At 63.2% G+C, this 20,295-nt stretch carries 20 protein-coding genes; 11 read left to right on the forward strand and 9 right to left on the reverse strand.

Features of this window, described 5'->3' with window-relative positions:
* Window positions 1-80: 80 nt before the first annotated feature.
* Window positions 81-974 carry a LysR family transcriptional regulator gene (locus ACW73L_RS03195; RefSeq protein WP_498919945.1) on the reverse strand — a complete coding sequence of 298 codons (894 nt, stop codon included), beginning with the start codon at window positions 972-974 and terminating at the stop codon, window positions 81-83.
* Between the two features lie 231 nt (window positions 975-1,205).
* Here ACW73L_RS03195 and ACW73L_RS03200 point away from each other — a divergent pair, with 231 nt between their 5' ends.
* The 5 genes from ACW73L_RS03200 (at window position 1,206) to ACW73L_RS03220 (ending at window position 9,304) form a co-directional block, all read left to right on the forward strand.
* A complete protein-coding gene (locus ACW73L_RS03200) occupies window positions 1,206-2,837 on the forward strand; it encodes a proton-conducting transporter transmembrane domain-containing protein (RefSeq protein ID WP_498919946.1) in 1,632 nt (543 codons plus the stop codon).
* Between the two features lie 4 nt (window positions 2,838-2,841).
* Entirely contained in the window at window positions 2,842-5,463 is a 2,622-nt protein-coding gene (locus tag ACW73L_RS03205) for a YbcC family protein (protein ID WP_498919947.1), read from the forward strand.
* 29 nt (window positions 5,464-5,492) lie between these two features.
* Window positions 5,493-6,401: a TIGR01459 family HAD-type hydrolase gene (locus ACW73L_RS03210; RefSeq protein ID WP_498919948.1), complete on the forward strand. Its 909-nt coding sequence runs from the start codon at window positions 5,493-5,495 to the stop codon at window positions 6,399-6,401.
* A 104-nt stretch (window positions 6,402-6,505) separates the two neighbouring features.
* Complete coding sequence (locus ACW73L_RS03215) at window positions 6,506-7,885, forward strand: UDP-N-acetylmuramoyl-tripeptide--D-alanyl-D-alanine ligase (protein ID WP_498919949.1); 1,380 nt, start codon at window positions 6,506-6,508, stop codon at window positions 7,883-7,885.
* Between the two features lie 546 nt (window positions 7,886-8,431).
* A complete protein-coding gene (locus ACW73L_RS03220) occupies window positions 8,432-9,304 on the forward strand; it encodes a DUF2092 domain-containing protein (protein ID WP_498919950.1) in 873 nt (290 codons plus the stop codon).
* A gap of 35 nt (window positions 9,305-9,339) precedes the next feature.
* On the opposite strand, the gene ACW73L_RS03225 is transcribed toward ACW73L_RS03220, so the two are convergent.
* Window positions 9,340-9,969 carry a hypothetical protein gene (locus ACW73L_RS03225; RefSeq protein ID WP_498919952.1) on the reverse strand — a complete coding sequence of 210 codons (630 nt, stop codon included), beginning with the start codon at window positions 9,967-9,969 and terminating at the stop codon, window positions 9,340-9,342.
* Here ACW73L_RS03225 and ACW73L_RS03230 point away from each other — a divergent pair.
* The 4 genes from ACW73L_RS03230 to ACW73L_RS03245 all read left to right on the forward strand — a co-directional run bounded on the left by ACW73L_RS03230 (window position 9,943) and on the right by ACW73L_RS03245 (window position 12,478).
* Window positions 9,943-10,614, forward strand: coding sequence for a DUF6515 family protein (locus ACW73L_RS03230; RefSeq protein ID WP_498919953.1), 672 nt, complete (start codon window positions 9,943-9,945; stop codon window positions 10,612-10,614). The two genes, ACW73L_RS03225 and ACW73L_RS03230, sit on opposite strands and share 27 nt — an antisense overlap.
* Before the next feature lie 266 nt (window positions 10,615-10,880).
* Window positions 10,881-11,141: a hypothetical protein gene (locus ACW73L_RS03235; protein ID WP_498919955.1), complete on the forward strand. Its 261-nt coding sequence runs from the start codon at window positions 10,881-10,883 to the stop codon at window positions 11,139-11,141.
* Window positions 11,142-11,195: 54 nt separating this feature from the next.
* Complete coding sequence (gene moaB / locus ACW73L_RS03240; RefSeq protein ID WP_498919956.1) at window positions 11,196-11,720, forward strand: molybdenum cofactor biosynthesis protein B; 525 nt, start codon at window positions 11,196-11,198, stop codon at window positions 11,718-11,720.
* Window positions 11,721-11,797: 77 nt separating this feature from the next.
* Window positions 11,798-12,478 carry an NnrU family protein gene (locus tag ACW73L_RS03245; protein ID WP_498919957.1) on the forward strand — a complete coding sequence of 227 codons (681 nt, stop codon included), beginning with the start codon at window positions 11,798-11,800 and terminating at the stop codon, window positions 12,476-12,478.
* 18 nt (window positions 12,479-12,496) lie between these two features.
* Here the strand turns inward: ACW73L_RS03245 and ACW73L_RS03250 are convergent, their stop codons facing one another.
* Both ACW73L_RS03250 and ACW73L_RS03255 read right to left on the reverse strand, forming a co-directional pair.
* Window positions 12,497-15,697 (reverse strand): type I restriction endonuclease subunit R, encoded by a 3,201-nt coding sequence (locus tag ACW73L_RS03250; RefSeq protein ID WP_498919959.1) that lies wholly within the window; start codon window positions 15,695-15,697, stop codon window positions 12,497-12,499.
* A 113-nt stretch (window positions 15,698-15,810) separates the two neighbouring features.
* Window positions 15,811-16,359: an REP-associated tyrosine transposase gene (locus ACW73L_RS03255; RefSeq protein WP_498919961.1), complete on the reverse strand. Its 549-nt coding sequence runs from the start codon at window positions 16,357-16,359 to the stop codon at window positions 15,811-15,813.
* A 244-nt stretch (window positions 16,360-16,603) separates the two neighbouring features.
* Between ACW73L_RS03255 and ACW73L_RS03260 the strand changes: the two genes are divergently transcribed.
* Window positions 16,604-17,041 (forward strand): putative toxin-antitoxin system toxin component, PIN family, encoded by a 438-nt coding sequence (locus ACW73L_RS03260; RefSeq protein ID WP_498919963.1) that lies wholly within the window; start codon window positions 16,604-16,606, stop codon window positions 17,039-17,041.
* Window positions 17,041-17,280, forward strand: coding sequence for a toxin-antitoxin system HicB family antitoxin (locus ACW73L_RS03265; RefSeq protein ID WP_498919965.1), 240 nt, complete (start codon window positions 17,041-17,043; stop codon window positions 17,278-17,280). Before ACW73L_RS03260 ends, ACW73L_RS03265 begins: the two co-directional genes overlap by 1 nt.
* A gap of 346 nt (window positions 17,281-17,626) precedes the next feature.
* Here the strand turns inward: ACW73L_RS03265 and ACW73L_RS03270 are convergent, their stop codons facing one another.
* The 5 genes from ACW73L_RS03270 to ACW73L_RS03290 all read right to left on the reverse strand — a co-directional run bounded on the left by ACW73L_RS03270 (window position 17,627) and on the right by ACW73L_RS03290 (window position 20,291).
* On the reverse strand, window positions 17,627-18,175 hold the full coding sequence (locus tag ACW73L_RS03270) for an REP-associated tyrosine transposase (protein WP_498919966.1): 549 nt from the start codon (window positions 18,173-18,175) through the stop codon (window positions 17,627-17,629).
* 111 nt (window positions 18,176-18,286) lie between these two features.
* Window positions 18,287-18,445: a hypothetical protein gene (locus ACW73L_RS03275; RefSeq protein ID WP_498919968.1), complete on the reverse strand. Its 159-nt coding sequence runs from the start codon at window positions 18,443-18,445 to the stop codon at window positions 18,287-18,289.
* Window positions 18,446-18,448: 3 nt separating this feature from the next.
* Entirely contained in the window at window positions 18,449-19,675 is a 1,227-nt protein-coding gene (locus tag ACW73L_RS03280) for a restriction endonuclease subunit S (RefSeq protein WP_498919969.1), read from the reverse strand.
* A gap of 17 nt (window positions 19,676-19,692) precedes the next feature.
* Window positions 19,693-20,070, reverse strand: a complete 378-nt coding sequence (locus ACW73L_RS03285; RefSeq protein WP_498919971.1) for a hypothetical protein — start codon at window positions 20,068-20,070, stop codon at window positions 19,693-19,695.
* Window positions 20,067-20,291, reverse strand: coding sequence for an addiction module protein (locus ACW73L_RS03290; protein WP_498919973.1), 225 nt, complete (start codon window positions 20,289-20,291; stop codon window positions 20,067-20,069). Before ACW73L_RS03290 ends, ACW73L_RS03285 begins: the two co-directional genes overlap by 4 nt.
* Window positions 20,292-20,295: the final 4 nt, after the last annotated feature.

Below are 20,295 nucleotides of genomic sequence, written 5' to 3' on the forward strand. Positions count from 1 at the left end.
TTTTAGGAATTAAATCGGCGACTAGCTTAGGACAGCTCGCGGGCGACGCTCGGCGACCAGCCGGACGACACCAAGGTCGATCAAGCCGTTGCCGGCCGGGGGGAGGTCACCAGTTCTCTGACCACCTGATTCGGAAAGCGGCGATTCGGTGTTATCGCATAGAAACACTCCCTAAGCCCCGGCACGCGACAGCGCTCGATCAGCGTGCCGTTCAGCAACTCATCCTTGACGACGACCGGCGGCACCAGCGTCACGCCGGCGCATTCCCGTGCCAGCAACCGTAACATGGCCATATCGTCGACCTCCGCCATGATCAACGGCCTGATCCCCGCTTGGTCCAGCAACAGATCGAAAGCCGCCCGTAGATCACTTTCCAGCGTGGGCAGCAACAGTGGTGTCGTCCGCAGTCCCTCCGGGTAGCGGAAGTTGTCCAACTCGGGTAACGGTCGGCTGACCAGACTCACCGGCTGCTCATCGATCAGGTGGCTGTGCCAGTTGACCTCGGCATCCCGCCTCAAGGGCACGTTGGAAAGGATGAGGTCTAGCGCATGGGCCTGCAGTTGCGAGCGGAGCTCGCGCAGGCTGCCGGAACGCACCACCAGATCCAGGCCTGGGCGGCCCAGGGCGGGACGCAACAGATCGAGTTGGAAGTTCCGGGACAGGGTCGCCACCGCACCAACGCGCAGCACCTGCCGCTGACCGGCCGGCCGGTTCTGCAGAGTGCTCAGCAGTTCCTCGCCCGCCCGGAAGATCGTATTCGCGTACTCCATCGCAATCTGGCCAGCCTCGGTCAGGACCAGACGGCGATTTTCCCGGTCGAACAGCGCCTGTCCAATACTCTCCTCCAGCTGCTTCAGCTGAATGCTCAGCGCGGACTGGGATACATGCAGGCGCTCGGCGGCACGGGTCAGGCTGCGCTCGTTGGCGATGACCCAGAAGTACCGGAGGTGCTTGTAATTCAAATTTTTTGTCATTTATAGAATAGATTTCCTTTTTCGTTTTCATATATTGGATCAAATATGACGTCGTTGCTAGCCTATTTTGAACCTCATCGGTCAAGGGAGAGCAGCCATGTTTTTCGCAGAGTGTATTGGTTACCCCTACAGCGGACACCCGCCGGTAGGGCAACCGCGGCAAGCGAAGGGAAACCGGTTCCAACAGGACCTCGTGCCGAGTTCCCGGTGCAGAAGCGAGGTAGGCTGCCGATGAACGGCTGGCTGCACGGATCCACGGCCTTATCGCCCCTGCTGTTGATGGCATCGGCTCTCATACCCAGCGACTGGGCGAACCGTCACGCCCGCACCATGGCGGTTGGCTCCGAGATCCTGATGTGGATCGCCTTCGCCGCCGCAAGTCTCGCCGCGATGGTGCAGGCACTCCCGGGCACACCGGAGAACGGAACCGCGATGACGGCGACATCCGCCTTCGCGCCGGTCGCGTATTTCGACGCGCTGACGGCCGTGATGCTGCTGCTGGTGTCCTTCATCGGAACCGCCGTGACACGCTACGCGCGCAATTACATGGACGGCGACCCGGAGCAGGGGCACTTTTGCAAGTGGCTTTCCGTAACCATCGGCGCCGTGCTCGGAGTCATCGTCTCGGGCAATCTGCTCTGGTTCACGCTGGCCTGGATGTTGACTAGCCTGAGTCTGCACCGCTTGCTGACCTTCTATCCCAACCGCCCCGGCGCCCTGCTCGCGGCGCGCAAGAAGTTCGTCATCAGCCGCCTCGGAGACGCGGCGCTGATCATCGCGATGGTATTGATCTATCGTGAATTCGGGACGCTTGAATTCGCCCCGATCTTCGCGTCAGCGGAACGCCTGGGCAGCGCGCCAAATGCAGCCGCCCCCGCGCTGTCAGCCACCGGGCTGACGGCGATCGGCGCTCTTTTAATCGCCGCTGCCGCGCTCAAATCGGCACAGTTTCCATTCCATTCCTGGCTGCCCGAAATCATGGAGACACCGACGCCGGTCTCCGCCTTGATGCATGCGGGCATCATCAATGCCGGCGGATTCCTCGTGGTGCGGATGAGCCCCGTCATCGTGCTGTCGCCGGAGGTGCTGAGCGGGCTCGCGGTGGTCGGAGCGGCGACGGCGCTCTACGGCTCACTCGTCATGGTGACCCAGACCAGCATCAAGAAGGCTCTGGCGTTTTCGACAGTGGCCCAGATGGGATTCATGATGCTGCAGTGCGGGCTGGGCGCCTTCTCCGCCGCGATCCTGCATATCGTTGCCCATTCGCTGTACAAGGCTCACGCCTTTCTGTCGACGGGTAGCGTCGTCGATCTGGCGCGCGCTTCCTGGGTTCAGGTGGCGCCGAAGAACCAGACCGCCGGTCCGCTGCTGGCGGCATTTGCCGGCGCGCTGGCTCTCAGTCTCGCCTCGGCCTATGGCTTCGGCTTATCGCCCGCAAGCGAACCGGGCGTCGTGGCGCTGGGCGCGGTGCTCACGCTGGCCGTGACCTTCCTGCTCTGGAAGTCCGCCGGCGCTCATCCCGGCTACGGGACGGTCGCCCGAGCGACGGCGGTCGCGGCCTGTGTCTGTATCGGCTACTTCGCGCTGCAGACCGCTTTCGCCCAACTGTTGCGCAGCGCCCTGCCGAGCCATCCGCCGCGAGCCAGCGATTTCGATATGACCCTTACAGCGGCAGTAACCATGCTGTTCGTGACGATGCTGCTGGTGCAGAGCCGACTTCCCGGCCGCATCGACAACCCAATGTGGCAGCGTCTCTACGTGCATTTCTACAACGGCCTCTACATCAGCACGATCGCCAACCGGGTGATCGAGCGGATCTGGCCGTTGCCCTCCGCACCCGAACCCTCATCGAACTGGGAGTAGCGCCATGCCACCTCGCGAGAATGCTGTCATCACGCCCTTCGTCGCCACCGAGCCGGCGCTCGAAAACCGCAGACTCAGCGCGTCCGCGCCGGTCCCTTCGGTGTCGCCGCGACTGGAGGCAGCGATCCGCTCCGCCTGCACACGGATTGCACCGCTGTGGCCCTTGAAGACCTTCGTCGCCGTAAATCCGTTCCTGGGCCTGAGCGACCAGACCTTTTCCGATGCCTGCCGAACCATCTACCGCAATGCACACGGCGAATTGCTGATGCCCGCGGATTTCTATCTGGCGCAAGTTGAACGCGGCTGGATCACTGAAGGTGACCTGCAGTGGGCGATCGGTGAGCATGGCCGGGCGATCCCGGGGCCGAGTCCGGAGGACGGGGCGGCACTCACTCCGACCCGTCTGATCGAGCGACTGCGCGTGCTCCAGAGGATGCCGCCGAGTTCCTCTGCAGGACGCTTTCGAACCGTAGCAGATGCCCTGGATACCGGCGGACGCTGGACACGCCTGACCACCGAGGAAATCTCTAAATGGTGTGCGGCGCACTTCGACGAGGGCCAGGCTTCGTGGCAGAGTCCTTGGCGGACCTGCAAACCTTATGTGTCATGGCGGCGCACCGCGCAATTCGACCGCAACGCGGAACTGAACGGCTTGCGGCGTTTCCGTCGCCACATAGCGCAGCTGCCCTTTGACCCGGTGATCACGATTGGCCGGGTCATGGCCGTGCTCGAGGTGCCGGAAGGGTCATTCGTGGACTTCCTGCATCGCGCATTGATGTCGATCGCCGGGTGGAGCGCCCATGTCCAGTATCGCGTCCGCGAGCGCAACCGCGCGGAACAAGAGGACGACTCGCTGCCGCAGCTGCTGGCGATCCGCCTCGCCTACGACTACGCGCTGTTCATGGAATTCGGGGAAGACCTTCCGGACCGGTTCTGGCATCCGTCCGGCACGGGGGAGCGCGACGACGCACCGGCATCGCTACTTCCGGAAGCCAGTCTGTTCGCACGCCATCTTGCGCAGCAGGCCTACGAGCACGCCTTCCACCGGCGCACCATCGAGCGACTGCGGACCGCGAATGCTTACGACCGCTCCATTCCGTTCGCCCATGGGCAACGCCCCGAGGTGGCCGCCGTCTTCTGCATCGACGTGCGCTCCGAGGTCTTTCGCCGCGCGCTGGAGAGTCAATCGCAAGGCATTCGCACCCACGGCTTCGCCGGCTTCTTCGGCGTCCCGATCGAGTACGTGCCACTTGGCCATAACCACGGGCCGGCGCAGTGCCCGGTACTGATCAAACCCCGCTTCCGCGTGCGGGAAACGATAGCCGGGGCGGGGCCGCGCGAGGTCGAGCGGATACTGAGCAAACGAATCGGTCGCAAGCGGGCGGCACGCGCCTGGAAGGCCTTCAAGTCTTCGGCGGTTTCATGCTTCTCCTATGTCGAGACCTTCGGGTTGCTGTTCGCACCGAAGCTGGTCAGCGATACCCTCGGCCTGACGCGACCCGTTGCGCCGCCGAGCCAGGATGGCCTGGAAGGACGCTTGATCGATCGTCTCGGTCCCACCTTGGACTTCCAGCCCGCGACCGACAGCGGCTCCATTCACCGGATGCCCTCGGGGATCTCCCGGGAGGACCGCGTGGAACTGGCACGGAACGCGCTGCGCGGCATGGGTCTCACCGGGCAGTTCGCGCGCCTGGTTCTGCTCTGTGGACACGGCAGCACCACGGTCAACAATCCCTACGCTGCAGGACTGAATTGCGGCGCCTGCGGGGGCCACAGCGGTGAGGCCAATGCCCGCACGGCGGCAGCCATCCTGAATGATCCCTGGGTGCGAGCGGGACTCGCCGATGAGGGTCTGAAGATCCCGTCCGATACGTGGTTTCTGGCCGCACTCCATGACACGACCACCGATGCCGTCACGCTTTATGACTCGGACCGGGTACCGTGGTCTCATCGCGACGATCTCGTCCGGCTGCGGCAATGGCTGGATGCGGCTTCAAGGATCGCGCGCCGTGAACGCGCGCCACGCCTCGGCATCACCCGGACGAATGCGGAACAGCTTGACCGACGGATCGAGGCCCGGAGCCGCGATTGGTCGCAGGTCCGCCCAGAATGGGGCCTGGCGGGCAACGCGGTCTTCATCGCAGCCTCGCGCGAACGCACCCGGACCCTGAATCTTGAAGGGAGGGCCTTCCTGCACGACTACGACTCCGCGAGCGATCCGGACGGTTCGCTGCTGGAACTGATCATGACCGCACCGATGGTCGTTGCGAGCTGGATCAACCTCCAATACTTCGCTTCAACCGTGGATCCGGAGCTGCTCGGCAGTGGCAACAAGACGCTGCACAATGTGGTGGGAACGCTGGGGGTGTACGAAGGCAACGGCGGCGATCTCCGGACGGGCCTGCCCTATCAGTCGGTACACGACGGCCAGAAGTTCGTGCACGAGCCGCTCCGGCTAATGGTCTTCATCGAGGCGCCGATCGCAGCCATCGACCGCGTCATCGCCCGCCATGCCCACGTACGGGAGTTGGTTGCGAACGGCTGGGTCCATCTGTTCGCCATTGCGGATGAAGGCAAGCGTTATCTGCGCCACGGAGGTTCGGTAGAATGGCAGCCAACTTGTTGACCGAAAGCTGGCCCCGACACGCGAAAACCATGGCAGTAACACCGAACCGAAGCGGCCCGGCGGCCGGATGCGCGACCCAGTTTGCCGCTGGCGTCGGCGAATTCGCTGATAAGTACGACACCTGGCTGCTCGACCAATGGGGTGTTCTGCATGATGGGCATCAGCCCTTTCCCGGTGTGATCGCCTGCCTGCGGCGGCTCGTTGGTCTGGGCAAGGACATCGTGGTGCTGAGCAACTCCGGAAAATCCGTCGCGGCGAACACCGCCCGCCTGACTTCGCTGGGCATCAGCCCGCACCTCTACCGGGCCGTTGTAACCTCGGGCGAAATGGCGCGCGCCCTTCTGGCGCAGCGTGAACCGCCGTTCGAAGAGGCGCTGGGGCAGCGCTGCCTGCTGCTGAGCAGCGATCGCGACCGCTCGATCACCGATGGACTGCCCATAACCCGCGTCGCGACGGTCGGCGATGCCGACTTCATCCTGTTATCCGGTGTCGATGATTCTCTGCCGCGCAGCTACTACCAGGCGACCTTCGAGCTGGGCTGCGCGCGCGGCCTGCCCCTGATCTGCGCGAATCCGGATCTGATGCGCTTCACGGACGAGGGAGTGGCGCCCAGTGCCGGGGAATTCGCGCGCTTGTACGAAGACCTCGGCGGACGCGTGCAATACATCGGCAAACCTCACCGGGCGATTTACCGGTTCGCACTGGCACAATGCCGTTCGGCCGACCCCGCCCGCACGATCGCGATCGGCGACTCGCTCTACCATGACATCGGTGGCGGCGGGCGGGCAGGCCTCGCGACGGCGTTCGTGACCGACGGAATACATCGGCACGAATTCGCTGCGGCGCATGACACCACAGAACGGCTCGCGCTGCTGCGGGAACTGGTGCAGGATTACGGCGCCGAGCCCGACTGGGCGATCCGGGAGTTCCGCTGGTAGGGCGCGATCGACCCTCTCGACGCCTGCAGGCACCACGGCACGGTGGATTTTCGGTGTATGCTACCGGCCGCTGCAATGCCCCCGTCGCCTGAGGAATCCTCCGCATGCTGAACCTGTCGCAGGCCGCCGCCGCCCTGAACTCCTCGTTGCTGGGCGCAGACGCCGCCTTCACCTCGGTGTCGACGGATACCCGCACGATCGAACCAGGCGCCCTGTTCATCGCACTGAGGGGCGAACGGGTGGACGGCCATGACTACCTTGAACTCGCACTGGAAAAGGGTGCCGCGGGCGCACTGGTAGACCGTGCGGCCGATCTCACCGCCAGTCCGCTGTCGTCCCGATTGCCACTGATCGAAGTCCGCGACACCCGTGTCGCGCTGGGCCAGTTGGCGCACGACTGGCGCGGCCGGTTCAACATACCGGTCATCGCCGTGACGGGCTCCAATGGCAAGACGACGGTGAAGGAAATGATCGCCGCCTGCCTGCGCGCCCACTTCGGGCCCGCCAACGTGCTGGCCACCGCGGGCAACTTCAACAACGACATCGGTCTCCCGCTGACCCTGTTGCGTCTGCACGCCGACCACCGCGTCGCCGTGGTGGAACTCGGCATGAACCATCCCGGCGAAACCGCTCATCTCGCCGCGCTCGCCGAACCCACCGTGGCGCTGATCAACAACGCCCAGCGTGAACATCAGGAATTCATGAAGGATGTCGCTGCCGTGGCCGAAGAACACGGCGCCGTGATCGCTGCGCTGCCCGTAGACGGCACGGCCGTCATCAACGCCGACGACGAGCATGCCGCCTACTGGCGCAATCTCGCCGGGCACCGGACGGTGTTGTCTTTCGGCACCGAACCGAATGCCTCGGTCTCGGCCCAGTACCGGCTCGGCCCGGTATCCAGCGCGGTGGATCTCCTGTCATCGCTCGGCCGCGCCACCTTCGAACTCCGGGCGGCCGGACTTCACAACGTCCGGAATGCCCTGGCCGCCATTGCGGCCAGCGGGGCCGTCGGCGTCCCCGTCGCGACGGCTGCCAAGGCCCTCGGCGACTTCGAACCGGTCAAGGGTCGACTGCAGGCCAAACAAGGCCGCAATGGTTCGCTGATCATCGACGACACCTACAACGCCAATCCGGATTCGGTCAGGACGGCCATCGACGTGCTGGCGAAAAACCGGGCGCTGAAGGTGCTCGTGCTGGGCGACATGGGCGAAGTCGGCGACCAGGGCCCCGCCTTTCATGAAGAGATCGGGCTTTACGCGCGCGAACACGGTATCGATCGGTTGCTGGGGCTGGGCCCGCTGACCAAGACCGCCGTCGTCGCCTTCGGGCCTGCAGGAAAGCACTTCGAGAACGTGGACGACCTCATTTCCGCGGCATCCGAATTGCTGGACACTGCGCCCGCGGTGCTGGTCAAGGGCTCGCGATTCATGCGCATGGAGCGCGTCGTGGACGCGCTCCTGCCGTCGGTTCCATCCTCGGACTGATCCGGTTGTCAGCCGGACGACTCGTGCAAGGAATGGGATTGCGGCGATGGATGCGGGGCTGCGGCCCCGACAGCACGGCGTGAGGCAGCCACCGGCCTGGGTCACATTGCCTACGCCCCGCCGGCAAGAGCCCCTCCGGCAAACGTGCCAACAAACCATAAGGCCGACCCGGTTAACGCTTGCGTATTCATGCCTTGTTTCCATCGAGCCGCCGGTGCTGTCACGGCACAAACCGCGGTGACATCCCGAGCCTGGGGTAGCTCCCTCCCCTTCGTCGCCCCTGGTGCGCAACGCCGGATTGCCGGATTGCTGGCCGCCATGATCGGCGGCTGCAGCGCGGACACCCCGCGCACTGACGAAGGATCCAGGCGAAGCGCAGCGCCAGACGCTCGAAAATTACATCTTTCGATCATTGTATTGCGGCACAATTGGCGACGCAGACCAACGCCGGTGTACACTTTTTCGCCACGCAGGAACGCCGCGCAACGCGCCACCGTGCAGCCACTTTGTGAGCTATCTCGAACCGACACCAAGGAGAGTATCGACATGAACAGACACGCGCTGCGATCCCCTACCGGGGTCAAGATGGCCGTGGCGCTGATCTTCGCCTCTGTTTTCGCCGGGCCGGCCGGAGCGGAATCGGGCAAGCCGACCAAGCAGCAAGCTCAGGCCAAACAGCCGGCGACCGTTGCGCCGGCTGCGGCTACGGTAACCCCGCAGGTCAGCGCGCAAGCGGACCGAATCCTGCAGGACATGAGCGACTACTTGAAGGCAGCCAACGAATTCAGCGTCCGTGCCGAAATCCTGTATGACGATCTGCTGCCGTCAGGCCAGAAGCTGCTCTTCTCCGGGCGGAACGACATCGCCGTGCATCGCCCCGATCGCCTTTATTCGCACAGTACCGGCGACACCGGCGACAAGCGGCTCTGGTTCGACGGGAAACAGATCACGCTGCTGGACGATCGGCACGGCGTCTATGCGACCGAGAAGGCACCGGGAACGATCGACGCCACGCTCGATCATCTGATCAAGGAGTTGCACTTCACGCCGCCGCTGTCCGACCTGCTGTACTCCGACCCGCATGCGGTCCTGAGGCGCGGCACACTGTACGGTTTTCATGTCGGCATCAGCGACGTCGGCGGCCACCGCTGCCATCACCTCGCATTCATCGAGAACAGTGTCGACTGGCAGATCTGGATCGACGACGGGCTGATGCGAGTACCGCGAAAACTGGCGATCACCTACAAGACGCTCCCCGGAGCGCCGCAATTCATCGCGACACTGACCGACTGGAATTTCACCGCGCGCTTCGCCGATTCGGTCTTCGTGCCGGCTCTGCCACCCAGTGCGCAACGCATCGAGTTCCTGAAGGCCGCGGCGGGACCCGCCACCAACGTCCCGGCAAAGGGGGCGAAATGAAGACCGAGGAGGCAGTCATGAACGCAACAGTCATGTCATACAGCCGAGTTCGAAGCCGCGCAGTCGCAGGGCTGATCGGCGCGATGCTCGCCATCGCGGCGTGCCCGGCGTCGCATGCGCGCGGTGGATTTGGCGGCGGGTTCGGCGGTGGACACTTCGGTGGGGGCGGGTTTGGCGGCGGTGGCTTCGGCGATCACGTCGGAGGGGGTGCGTTCGGTTCCCGTTCGGGTGGCGGCGGGGACTTCGGAGGCGGTCGGGGCGACTTCGGCGACAACCGGGGCGGCAGCGGCGGCGGTGGTTTCGGTGGCGGCCGTGGCGACGACTTCGGCGATCGCTCCGCCGGGCAGGACGGCGGAGGCCAGCGTTTCGATCAGAACGACGGCGGCCAACGCTTCGGCGGCAGTGGCATCGGCTCGGGAAGTTTCGGCGGCGGCGGCCTGGGCAGCGTGCGAGCCTCGTCGAGCGACTCCGGTGTCGCACACGACTGGGGCAGTCGCTCGCAAACGAACCAGGGGAATCGCCAGCAGACCCTGCAAAGTGACGAGGCCAACCGCCAGCAGACGTTCCAGAACACGGCGGACGATCGACAGGGCACGGCGCAGCAGATGCAGCAAAACCGGTTCAACCAGCAGGATTCGATGCAACAGAGCCGCCAGAACCAGCAAGACTCGCTGCAGCAGAACCGCTATAACGAAGCCAACACGCTGCAGCAAAATGCCTACGCGCAGCAGAACAAGATGACGCAGACACACTACGACCATGCCACACAGGCGGTCCAGTATGCCGACCATCACGGATATAACTACGGGTATTACGGTTATGCCGGCGTCTATCCCGCCTACTATGGCACCTGGGGCGGTTACTACGGCGGTCTGGCCATGGCAGGCATGACCGGCATGATGATCGGCGCCTCGATGGCGTCCATCCCCACCAACTCCACGACGGTAATCGTCGAGGGCAACCCCTACTACTACGCAGGCGGTGTCTATTACGCCCCGCAGGGGTCGCAGTACGTCGTCGTGCCGCCGCCGATGGGCGCCACCGTTCAGAGCCTGCCACCGTCCTGCACGACCGTCTATGGGGCCGGCCAGGCGTTCATGGACTGCGGTGGCGCGTTCTACGCCAAAAACGCCCAGGGCTATCAGGTCGTCAGCCCACCGCCCGGCCTGACGGTCAACTCGATACCCAATGGTGCGGCCACACGCAACGTCGCAGGCGTGCAGTATCTCGAATACGGCGGCGTCTATTACCGGCCCTTCTACAGCGGGAGCGATGTGGTCTACCAGGTCGTCGCCAACCCCGGCAGTTGAGGCCGGGGAACGGCCGTCAACCCGACTCACGCCCGGCCGCACGGCTGATGGCCGTTATCCCGGGCCGGCCGGAAGCACACCGTTTTGCCCCCCCGGTCAAGGCCGCCGCGATCGGGGGTGCCCACGCGACTCAAACGCTTCTTGCTGCTCGACTTCCGAGGTGCGGGCCTGTATCGTCTGGTCTTGTTCCCGGTTACAAGGGAAGTCGCCGCGCCCGGCCTTGCCGGGCTCACCCCTTCGTTCCATCACTGCCCTCGGAGAAACTCATGTCTTGGAGCGATTTTCCAGGCATTCGTCACCTCAAACGTGCCTGGTTACGGTTGACCCGGTCGATCGCGCAGGACGTGCCCGAGCGGGTCGCCAAGTGTGAATTCGACTGCCATCGCACCGATTGCGAGCCCAGCGCCATTCGCGACTGTGAGCAGCGAGTCGACTACGCCGAGGCTGAGCGACGCATTCACGTGGTCAAGCGTGAGTCGGAACCGGCCGAGGAAGAACCCAAACCTCGCGACGCCGCCCAGGGCTGATCCGACGCAAGTCCGGCCCGTCCCCGACGATCGACACGGATTGCACCCGCCGCCATGACTGAAGAATCCCGCGCTTTCGTTCCGCTGGCCATCGCCATTCTGACAGTTTCGGACTCGCGTACGGAGGAGAACGATACTTCCGGTCGAACCCTGGCTGACCGCATCGGCAATGCCGGGCACCGGGTCGTCGACAGGCGGATCGTTCCGGACAACATCTATCGCATCAGGGCGGTGGTCTCGGACTGGATCGCCGACCCCGAGGTTCAGGTCGTCATCACGACCGGGGGAACGGGGGTCACGGGCCGGGACGGCACGCCCGAAGCGGTCTCGGTGTTGTTCGACAAGACCCTCGAGGGCTTCGGCGAGATTTTTCGATCGATCTCGTTCCAGGAGATCGCGACCTCGACGATTCAGTCGCGGGCGATCGCCGGGGTCGCGAACGGCACTTACCTCTTCTGCCTACCCGGATCGACCGGGGCCTGCCGCACCGGCTGGGACCAACTGATCAGCGCCCAACTCGATGCGCGCACCCGTCCGTGCAACCTGGCCGAACTGCTGCCGCGACTCAAGGAAGCCTGAAGCCCCGGAAACCCCGTAGGAAACCAAGCCGGAGGCTGGGACTGCCACTTACCGCCCGACTGCCATAGGCAAACACGATGCTTGAACTCACCCTTGCCGCGCTGTTCTTTTTCGCCATCCATGTCGGCATCGCCGGCACCCGACTGCGAGACGTGCTGGTTGCCCGCCGGGGCGAGGGCACCTTCCGTGCCGGCTTTTCGTTGCTCTCGGTCCTCGGCCTCGTCTGGCTGACCTACGCCTACCGCCAGGCCCCCTATATCGAAACCTGGGGACAACTGACCTGGTTCAAGCCCGTCGCCGTATTCCTGATGCTGATCGCGTTTCTGCTCGTCGTGGCCGGTGGCACGACCAAGAACCCCACTGCCGTGGGCGGGGAAAGCGCACTGCAGCAACCCGACCCGGCAAGGGGCGTGCTGCGCATCACGCGCCACCCGTTTCTGTGGGGCGTATCGCTGTGGGCCCTGACGCACCTGATCGCCAACGGCGATCTGGCCGCGCTGATCCTGTTCGGCTCCCTGCTCGTCATGTGCCTGCTCGGCACCCGCTCGATCGATGCCAAGCGCCGCCGCGCCTGCGGCAGCGACTGGGAGCGCTTCGTCGCGGTCACATCGAACATCCCCTTCGTGGCGATCAAGGAGAAGCGCAACCACTTCAGCTTCCGCGAGATCGGCTGGGCGCGCCTGGCCGGCGGCCTGTTCGTCTATCTCGCGATGATGCACTTCCACCTGAAGCTGTTCGGCGTATCGCCGCTGTTCTAGGCGTCTCTCCCAGGCGCATCACGCCAAGCCCGCATAGACCCCCGCGTTTCGCTCCGGGTAGCTCTCATAGACGTGCTCGAACACCGCCGAGCACTTCTGATGGAAGATTTCGGGCGTATAGGCTCGCGGCAAGCCGGTGTCCAGCGTGTCCTCGATCAGCAGCTTCAGTCGCGAGCGGGCCTGCGCCTTCAGCCGCCAGTTCAGCACCAACAATTCCTTCAGGCGGGCCAATAAGTCCCGCGCCACTTTCTTGACCTCGGCGCGTTCCTCCGGCGTTAGGTCCGGGGCCGGTCGCGTCAGGATGTCGAAGATGACCAGTTCTTCCTCGGACAGGTTCTCGCGCACATGGCGCTGCTGCTCCTCGGACAGGCTCTGGGACAGCTTCACCAACTCGGCGAACAATTCCTCGATGTTGCGGCTGCCGGCGTTGTAACTCTCGATCAACGCCTCGAACCGCTCCGCGAAGTCGGCGCGGGTGCGGTTCAACTGAATCATCCGTTCCAGTTGGGCGCGGATCGTCGCCTTCAACACTTCGAGATCGGTGTTCTTGCGGCGCGACTGCTTGAACCGTCGCGCCAGGGCCTCGAAGTCGATCCGGGACAGATCGAGCGGCGGCGGCCCCTGGAGCCGGATGTCGTGACCGGTGATCGAGGCATCCAGCAGATCGTTGATCACCCCCATCACCGACGAGATATCGGGCGCGGTCGGGTTCAATCTTGCGGAGATGGCCGCCGCCAACGCGGCCAGGCCGGCGACCCGCAAGGCGAATTCCAGCGCCGCCGGGTCGGGCTTCACGGCCCGATAGAGCGTGGCTACCAGGCGCTCGTGCGAGAGAAAGTCGCGGCGTACGGTGTCCGGCGAGATCAGCGCGTCGAGTGCATCGTCGAGCCATTGCAGCCGCTCGGCGCTGCCCGCCGGCAAGGACTCGATCGTGTCCAGATCGACGCCCTGTGCCATGCAGAATGCGGTCGCGGTCGTCACGGCATGGCGCAATGCGGCGACGAGTTGCTGTTTGTCCTGGACCGGGCTGCTCCCGCCCTTCCCGGTCCCGTAGATCGCCAACGCCTTTTCCAGCGATGCGAACACGTTCGCGTAGTCGACGATCACGCCGCTGTGCTTGCCGGGAAACACCCGGTTGGCGCGGGCGATGGTCTGCATCAGCGTGTGGTTACGCATGGGCTTGTCGAGATAGACCGTCGAGCAACTCGGCGCGTCGAAACCGGTCAGCCACATCGCACAGACGAACACCAGTCTGAGCGGGTCGTCCACGTCCTTGAACTTTTCGGCGAGGCCCGGCTGAGAGGTATTCATGCGCTGCCGATGCACTGCAATGTCGAGCCCCAGCGCCTGCATCTGCGGAATCTCGTTCTGCCCGGGGGAGACGATCACGGCCATGTCCGTGGTCGTAAGCACCGCGAACTGCTCCTTGAGTTCCGCTCGCCGCCGGTCCCGCCGGGCCTGCTCGGGGTCCGTATCCGCGGTAGGCGGCTGGTAGGCCAGAGCGCCCAACTCCTGCTGCACGCGTTCGGTTTCCTCATTCCAGTGTTTCCGCACCTTATCGTACATCCGCAGCGCGGTGGCCTTGTCGATGGACACCACCATCGCCTTGCCGATCGCCTGATCCAATGGCGCCCGCCCGAGGAAGTGCCGGACGATATCCTTCGCGACCGTTTCGAGGCGGTCGTCCCGTGTCAGCAGGTGGTACTGACGGGCCAGTTCCCGCTCCAGCTTGGCCTCCTGCTCGGGATCGAGTTCGGCTTCCTCGATCAACTGGTACAGGTCTTCGTTGAGGTCCGGGTTGATCAGTTGCAGTTCCGGCGTGCGGTTCTCGTAGAACAGCGGCACGGTGGCGCCGTCCTCGATGGATTGCTGGAAGTCGTAGATCGAGACGTAGTCCCCGAACACGTCCTTGGTGCGCTCCTCACCGGCGATCAGCGGCGTACCGGTGAACGCCAGGAACAGCGCCTTCGGCAAGGCGGCGCGCATGTTCAAGGCCAGCGTGTCGTACTGGCTGCGGTGAGCCTCGTCGGTCAGCACGATCACGTCGGTGCGATCGCAGAGCCGTTCCGGTGTCAGGAACTTGTGAATCAGTGTGAACACATAGCGGTGATTGCCTTGCAGCAGTTCGCGCAGGTGCGCGCCGCTGACCGCATGGCACGCGCCATCGGACACGGCGCCCACGGCCTTGAAGGTCTTAGCGATCTGCTCGTCCAGTTCCACCCGGTCGGTCACCACCACGAAGGTCCAGTTGCCGGCCAGCTTGCGGAGTATCTTCTGGGCGAAGAACACCATCGAGAAGCTCTTGCCACTGCCCTGCGTCTGCCAGAACACGCCGCCGCGGCCATGGCCCAGCTTGCGGGCCTCCAGCATCGAGGCGATGGCATTGTTGACGCCAAGGAACTGGTGATTCTGGCCTAGGATCTTCATCAGCCCGGCCTTGTGCTCCGAGAACAGCGTGAAGTTTTCCGCCAGATCGAGAAGGCGGGTGCGGTCGCAAGTGCCGCGCAGCATCACCTCCAGCGACACGCGGCGCGGCTCCTCCTCCCGTTCGATCCGCTTCCACTCGAAGAATCGCCCCCAGTCGGCGGTCAGCGAACCCACTCGGCTGTCGGTGCCGTTGCTGGCGATCAGCAGGGCGTTGAACCAGAAGAGCTGCGGAATCTGCTGCTTGTAGTGTGTCAGGTTCTCGTCGAAGGCCGCCCGCGCGGGCACGCCGGGCTTCTTCAGTTCGATCACGACCCACGGCAAACCGTTGACGAAGCCGACCAGATCAGGCCGGCAGGTGTAGAGCGCGCCGGTCACGCTGAACTGGCTCACCAGCAGGAAGTCGTTCTGCTCCGGGAATTCCCAATCGACGACGCGCAGTCGCTCGGTCTTCTGCCCGCCGTGCTCGCGGTCGGGCACCGACACCGGAATGCCGTCCTTGAGTAACCGATAGACCTCGCGGTTGGCCGCTTCCAGGCTCATCGCCGAGCGGTCGCGGGTCAGTTCATCGATGCCCGCCTGGATCGCTTCCGGCGGCAGATCAGCATTGAGCCGCGACAGGGCTGCTCGCAACCGCGGCAGCAGCACGACTTCGCCTTTCGTGTCGCGCCCCAACGAACCGTCCGGCCCGAAGCGCTCGTCCATTGCCGACACCGTCTGCCAGCCCAGTGTCGCGAACAGTGCGATGGCGGGCTGCTCGACAAGCTTCTCTTCGGAATAGACGTCATATGACATGCGGTCGCGTTCCGTCGCTAGGCCCAGAAGTTCGTAGGGTGGGCGAGCTCAGGCTTGCCCACCATGGCGGGTAACGCGGGGAGGGAGATCACTGGCTTGCCCACCATAATCCGTTATTCCCCAAACCCTGCATCATCGTCCGAGAAGTCGCTGCCACCCCAATCATCCGGATAAATGCCATCCGCAACAAACCGGTGAAAGGTGGAATAAGGCCAATCGCGAATTCGGGTGACCAAACCGTGTTTCAATGGATTGAAGTGAATGTAGTCGAAGTGCCGGTGCAAATCGTCGTCATCTCGGATTTCGTGCTCCCAATAGCGGCGTTGCCAAATAGTCAGTTCCCGATGCCTTGCCCGTGAAGCCGTCACGAGCGTTCCGTCGTGCCAGCGACCCTTCATCAATCGGGAAAACGTGGATTTGATCACATTCCAGCGCCGGGGATAATCCTTGTCGTATTCCGGCAAAGACCAGACACAGTGCAGATGATCGGGTAGCAGGACCCACGCATCGATACCAAACGGTGCGCCCTTGCGGGCGGTTATGACGGCCTGCCGCAATGCGGCGCGACTTCCCGGCCAAGTCAAGATGGGCCTGCGATCACAGGTGACCACCGTAAAGAAGTATTGGCTTCCAGGTCCCTTGGCCCGGACGTATCTCGGCATTTGGCTGTCGTTGGTTGGTGCAACGGCGGTAGACGGTGGGCAAGCTGGCGCTCGTCCACCCTACAATACTTGGTCTCGCGCCCGAGCGTCCCGCCTGCACCGGAGGTTTCGTCCAGCGCCGACACCGTCTGCCAGCCGAGCGAGGCAAACAGCACGATGGCGGGCTGCTCGACGAGTTGGTCTTCGCTAAAGGCGTGGGGGCTCATGACTTGACCTTGGCGGGCAAGGTCATATCATATTCAATATGACTGTGCCGCGGATCGTGCTGGATACGAATATCCTGGTCGCCGCGTCTCGCAGCCGGCTCGGCGCTTCGTTTGCGCTGTTGAGAGCGTTGCGGGACAGGCATTTCACGGCGCTGGCCTCGGTGCCCTTGTTCCTGGAATACGAAGCCGTGTTACTGCGTCCGGAGCAACTGGCCGCCAGCCAACGCAGCCCGGCACAGACCGTCGCTTTTCTGGATGCCCTGAGTCTGCTGATCGAACCGGTTCATCTGCACTATCTCTGGCGACCGCAACTGCGCGACCCGGCCGACGAGATGGTCCTGGAAACCGCGCTGAACGGCCGCGCCGATGCGCTGGTGACCTTGAATGTCGCCGATTTTGCCGCAGCCGTCGAGTTCCGGTTGCCGGTGCTGACGCCGGGCCTGTTCCTGCAACAACTGAACGAGGAGCCAAGCTGATGGCCAACTATGCGCTGAGAGTCCCGGAGTCGCTGTTCGCCTATGCCCGCAAGGTCGCGGAGGAGGAACAGGTTTCGATGAACCAGTTTTTCGTGACCGCGATCGCCGAGAAAGTCTCGGCCCTGAAAACCGAGGCTTACTTTCGCGAGCGGCAGGCGCGGGGCGATCTGTGCGCCTTCGATGACTGGCTCGCCGCCAGCCCGGAGGCTGCACCGGAACCCGGAGACGAGCTGCCCTGAGTGCCGGCCCGCGAAAGGCCGGCCGGCCAACGGGCGTTTGGTGTGGGCGAACGGTGTCACGCGGCTCGATTCAATCCGGCGTCTTCGGCGAGCGCCCGCTCGATCGCCGCGATGCTGGGCAGAATGGTTTGCAGTTCGTAGGGTGGGCGAGCTCAGGCTTGCCCACCATGGCGGGTAACGCGGGGAGAGAGATCACTGGCTTACCTACCATAATCCGTTATTCCCCAATCGCTCCATCATCGTCCGAGAGGTTGCTGTCACCCCAATCGTTCGGATAAATGCCATCCGCAACAAATCGGTGAAAGTTCGTAGGGTGGGCGAGCTCAGGCTTGCCCACCATAATCCGTTATTCCCCAAACCCTGCATCATCGTCCGAGAAGTCGCTGCCACCCCAATCGTCCGGATAAGTGCCATCCGCAACAAAGCGGTGAAAGGTGGAATAAGGCCAATCGCGAATTCGGGTGACCAAACCGTGTTTCAATGGATTGAAGTGAATGTAGTCGAAGTGCCGGTGCAAATCGTCGTCATCTCGGATTTGGTGCTCCCAATAGCGGCGTTGCCAAATAGTCAGTTCCCGATGTCTTGCCCGTGAAGCCGTCACGAGCGCTCCGTCGTGCCAGCGACCCTTCATCAATCGGGAAAACGTGGATTTGATCACATTCCAGCGACGGGGATAATCCTTGTCGTATTCCGGTAAAGACCAGACACAGTGCAGATGATCGGGAAGCAAGACCCACGCATCGATACCAAACGGTGCGCCCTTGCGGGCGGTTATGACGGCCTGCCGCAATGCGGCGCGACTTTCCGGCAAGGTCAAAATGGGCCTGCGATCACAGGTGACCACCGTAAAGAAGTATTGGCTTCCAGGTCCCTTGGCGCGGAGGTATCTCGGCATTTGGCTGTCGCTGGCGTTGGTTGGTGCAACGGCGGTAGACGGTGGGCAAGCTGGCGCTCGCCCACCCTACAATACTTTGCCTACCCAGGCTTTCATGCGGACGTTTTCCACTCAAATAAGAAAATTTGTTTCAAACAACAGGTTAAAAACGATGGCTGTTACTGACTCAATTAAAACCGGCATTGCCGGTTGCCGCGTGCGGAACACAGAGAACAGCCAGATGGCGAGTTGTTCGATGAACAGGACTTCGGAGTCGGCATGGGCGCTCATCGCTCAGGCGGCCTCCACGTCGATCTGGCCGGAGAGCAGGCGCGGTAGTAGCAGGTCCCGGGTGCGGCGGAGGTTTTGGATTCGGCGTTGGAGCCTGAGAACTTGCTCTGCCATCGGCGTCGCGACTGTCTCAAAGCGCCCGACCAATGACTCCGGTGGTTGCAGAAACTCGATGGTCTTGAACACGCCCCGACTGATTTCCTTAAATGTCGCACCAGACGCCATTCGTTGAAACGTCGGCACGTTTTCGGTCAACCAGTGGAACAGGAAGTAAATCGGGACACGTTCATTCGGCAGGCAGGTGATGAAGCCCTGATTGGTGCAGGCCGGATGCGTGTTGATCGAAACCGCGCCGATGGTGGCGCGGCTGGTGAGCATTACGCTGCGAGCTGGGAACATCCGCGCTGAACTCTGCGCAAGTCCCCGCTCGGTGATGTGGTCGCTCGAATCGTCCATGAACATTGTTCCTGCACCGGTCAGATCGCTTGGTGAGTACCATTGAATTGTGCCGCCATTCCAGAATTCCTTTTCTTTCCGCGATGGTGTGCCGCCGCCTGAAATCACGAATGCATCAGCAACCGATTTCACCTCCCACCCCTGCGGAATCTCACCCAGTGTCGACGCTACGCAGGGCACTGACTCATGCCCCGGAAAGCGGAAGTGGACGAACCACTCGCGGTAGAGGGCGCGGGCCATCGACTCCAGAATCTTGATGCGCCGGCGGCTGTTCTCGATGAGTTCGTCGTAGGCGGACAGGATGCCGGCGATGCGGTCTTGGGTTCGCCGGGACGGGAGAGCCATTACAAGTTCCTTCGCCGCACCAACGTTGAAATGCTGCTGTGCGACGCCGACCAAGTTGCCCGCAACCGAGGATATGCCCCAAGCCGAGTTAAAGATCGCCGCCAGGTAGTGCGGGTTCAATTCGCTTGAAGGAGTTATGACAACCAAGTCCGCACAATTCAATTCCTTGAACGTGCTGGGGATGACGCACGCGGTACCGGGGTAACCGGTTCGGACGACAGCAACGTCACCGGGGTGGAGCGCGGACTTCCGCAATTTCTCGTGAAATTCACGCGGCACATACTTGATTTCGTCGACATTTAGGCGAAATGGCGTAATGTTCTGCGAGCGAAGAAAGGGAACACCTTCTGGAGTGTATTTGTCCGCCATCGGGCCTACGTGACCGACAGTAATTCGGTCGCACACGTCCTTTAGCTTCACCTTGCGCATGTTGGCTGCAATTATCCTCACCCTTCCAAGATCCCCGCCACATTCACGGCAATGGTCTCATCCAGTCGCAGTAGTGGCTTCGTGTTCATTTTCCGATGCGCCCCACCCAATAGACCGGGCGGCGCCGTTGGTGAGCGATGGCGAGAATGACGATCTGCATAGCTTCCGCCCGATAGATCACATGAAACGGCATGAAACGGAAAGCGCCTGAAACCCGCTTTGCGGATGTCGGAGTCGGCGACACACGGAAATAAATCGGGTGTGGCGCAGATACGCCCCATGATCGCCTCGTACTCGGCAAGGTAATCCGCGCCCAGGCCGGGAAGTCGGCTTTCGTAGAACGCTACCTCGTCCAGATGTTCGGCCAGCGCGGCGCGGTGGAAGCGATAGTTCATCGCAACAAGGCATGGGCGGCGGTGCGAGCCTCTTCGGCCGAAACGGTATCGGCCAGATCACTGTCAATTTCTGAGGCGCGGCGCGCGGCCTCCGCGTGCCAGGAGTCCGCGATCTCCTCCTCGCTTTGCTCCTCAAGACTGAGTAACCGCTTGCGCGCCAACTCGGCGCGTTCCGAAGCGGGCAGTTGCAAGGCGGTCTCTTCCAGGGTTTCTGCGTTCATGATC

The sequence above is a fragment of the Methylolobus aquaticus genome (genome assembly GCF_054172105.1).

What these genes read in the sequence shown, in the direction of transcription:
- ACW73L_RS03280 (WP_498919969.1), bottom strand. Translation starts at nt 19,675, where the DNA reads ATGCGCAAGGTGAAGCTAAAGGACGTGTGCGACCGAATTACTGTCGGT.
- ACW73L_RS03260 (WP_498919963.1), top strand. Translation starts at nt 16,604, where the DNA reads ATGACTGTGCCGCGGATCGTGCTGGATACGAATATCCTGGTCGCCGCG.
- ACW73L_RS03235 (WP_498919955.1), top strand. Translation starts at nt 10,881, where the DNA reads ATGTCTTGGAGCGATTTTCCAGGCATTCGTCACCTCAAACGTGCCTGG.
- ACW73L_RS03210 (WP_498919948.1), top strand. Translation starts at nt 5,493, where the DNA reads ATGGCAGTAACACCGAACCGAAGCGGCCCGGCGGCCGGATGCGCGACC.
- ACW73L_RS03270 (WP_498919966.1), bottom strand. Translation starts at nt 18,175, where the DNA reads ATGCCGAGATACCTCCGCGCCAAGGGACCTGGAAGCCAATACTTCTTT.
- ACW73L_RS03285 (WP_498919971.1), bottom strand. Translation starts at nt 20,070, where the DNA reads ATGAACTATCGCTTCCACCGCGCCGCGCTGGCCGAACATCTGGACGAG.
- ACW73L_RS03200 (WP_498919946.1), top strand. Translation starts at nt 1,206, where the DNA reads ATGAACGGCTGGCTGCACGGATCCACGGCCTTATCGCCCCTGCTGTTG.
- ACW73L_RS03205 (WP_498919947.1), top strand. Translation starts at nt 2,842, where the DNA reads ATGCCACCTCGCGAGAATGCTGTCATCACGCCCTTCGTCGCCACCGAG.
- ACW73L_RS03265 (WP_498919965.1), top strand. Translation starts at nt 17,041, where the DNA reads ATGGCCAACTATGCGCTGAGAGTCCCGGAGTCGCTGTTCGCCTATGCC.
- ACW73L_RS03255 (WP_498919961.1), bottom strand. Translation starts at nt 16,359, where the DNA reads ATGCCGAGATACGTCCGGGCCAAGGGACCTGGAAGCCAATACTTCTTT.
- ACW73L_RS03195 (WP_498919945.1), bottom strand. Translation starts at nt 974, where the DNA reads ATGACAAAAAATTTGAATTACAAGCACCTCCGGTACTTCTGGGTCATC.
- ACW73L_RS03220 (WP_498919950.1), top strand. Translation starts at nt 8,432, where the DNA reads ATGAACAGACACGCGCTGCGATCCCCTACCGGGGTCAAGATGGCCGTG.
- moaB (WP_498919956.1), top strand. Translation starts at nt 11,196, where the DNA reads ATGACTGAAGAATCCCGCGCTTTCGTTCCGCTGGCCATCGCCATTCTG.
- ACW73L_RS03290 (WP_498919973.1), bottom strand. Translation starts at nt 20,291, where the DNA reads ATGAACGCAGAAACCCTGGAAGAGACCGCCTTGCAACTGCCCGCTTCG.
- ACW73L_RS03245 (WP_498919957.1), top strand. Translation starts at nt 11,798, where the DNA reads ATGCTTGAACTCACCCTTGCCGCGCTGTTCTTTTTCGCCATCCATGTC.
- ACW73L_RS03250 (WP_498919959.1), bottom strand. Translation starts at nt 15,697, where the DNA reads ATGTCATATGACGTCTATTCCGAAGAGAAGCTTGTCGAGCAGCCCGCC.
- ACW73L_RS03275 (WP_498919968.1), bottom strand. Translation starts at nt 18,445, where the DNA reads ATGAGCGCCCATGCCGACTCCGAAGTCCTGTTCATCGAACAACTCGCC.
- ACW73L_RS03230 (WP_498919953.1), top strand. Translation starts at nt 9,943, where the DNA reads ATGCAACAGAGCCGCCAGAACCAGCAAGACTCGCTGCAGCAGAACCGC.
- ACW73L_RS03215 (WP_498919949.1), top strand. Translation starts at nt 6,506, where the DNA reads ATGCTGAACCTGTCGCAGGCCGCCGCCGCCCTGAACTCCTCGTTGCTG.